General features: G+C 59.7%; 2 protein-coding genes. Both read right to left on the bottom strand.

The genetic code is table 11. The annotated features are described in order from the left end of the window. Nucleotides 1-316: 316 nt before the first annotated feature. Nucleotides 317-766, bottom strand: coding sequence for a hypothetical protein (locus LB545_RS30735; protein WP_224706295.1), 450 nt, complete (start codon nucleotides 764-766; stop codon nucleotides 317-319). 103 nt (nucleotides 767-869) lie between these two features. Then, a partial coding sequence (locus LB545_RS30730; protein ID WP_224706294.1) for an excalibur calcium-binding domain-containing protein occupies nucleotides 870-1,203 on the bottom strand: 334 nt, incomplete at its 5' end.

The raw sequence follows: 1,203 nt of genomic DNA, 5'->3' as shown, positions 1-1,203 counted from the left end.
CCGCGGCCGATAGTATTCGCTCCCCCGGCGGGGCGCCCCAATGAAAGCACGTGGCCCGCCCGCCGACTGCCTACGGATCACATATTGAGCATGCGCGCATATCAGCGCGATTGAGTTGGGTAGCTGTTGCGACTGCTGTGTCTCTGTCAAATGGGCCGTGCCATCGGCCATTCCTATCGCCTCCTCCTGCCTGTGTGCCATGACCCCCGTTGCAGAAACCACAATCGGCTCGATGGATGCGCCCTCGATCGTGGGCCCAATTCTCATAAATGTAGTAGTCCATCCCTCTCTCCAAGCTCGTGACGGCCGATCTGTTTCAGTACGCGTATTTTGCAGGCCAGCGCCAATCCGTCTGGGCTTTTCCGTAGCAGTTGCTGTAGTCGACGAACTGGCCGGTAGCGATGTCGCGGCAAGCCCAAACAAGTTGGCGATACTGGTTATAGAATTCGTCCCAATCCGCGCCCTGGTAGTAGTTCGGCCTGGCGTACCCGCCCCCTCCGCAGTTGTTGTTCGCGCAGACAGCCACGGCGGCACCTACGGCCACGATCGCAATGCCTGCCGCTATCGCCTGGTTCTGCTTCCTAGTCATGTCGGCGCATTGGCTAGCGGTCATCGATCGGCGCGTCAGTTCAGCGTAGAGATCCTGCTGAAATTTGGCATCTTTCGTTGATGCCAATGTCCTGCAAAGAGCTGAAGCGCTGACAGCACTCGGATTCTTACTGAGCGTTTGTTGCGAGGTCGTGCATGAGGCGCTTGCAAGCGCCAAGACTGCCGCAGCCGAAACTGCGGCTCGTCGACCCAATCCCATCGTCTTGCCCCTCACCCCCAGAAATAGTCCGGTCCGCGAAATCCCCGCGTACTGTTATTCGCTAACAAAGCGTCTCACACGCCAGGCCATCCCCATCGCGGTCCAGCTTGCCGCCCCACGGACAATTGCCGAGATACCATCGAGCCTCGTCGCACGAGCTGATTTGAGAGCATTTCCGCCGCGGCTGACAGGAATAGCTTTGCGCTACTTGTTGACGGCTAGTGATGCCTAGCGGTTGGGTCATAGCCTGCCGAGCATTATCACCAGGCCCAGCGCGCCATTCCCACGGCGCCTGAAACGATCCGGCCCACAGACCGATCTTCGCCGCCTCGGCCTTTGCCTGCTGCCCTGCATACGTGCCGTCGCTGTATTTGGGCCAGTCGAGCGCCTGGCCA

This window comes from Mesorhizobium sp. BR1-1-6, assembly GCF_020165355.1.
GTDB lineage: Bacteria > Pseudomonadota > Alphaproteobacteria > Rhizobiales > Rhizobiaceae > Mesorhizobium.
Note: the sequence above shows the minus strand (reverse complement) of the source record. Positions and strands in the feature narration are given on the sequence as shown.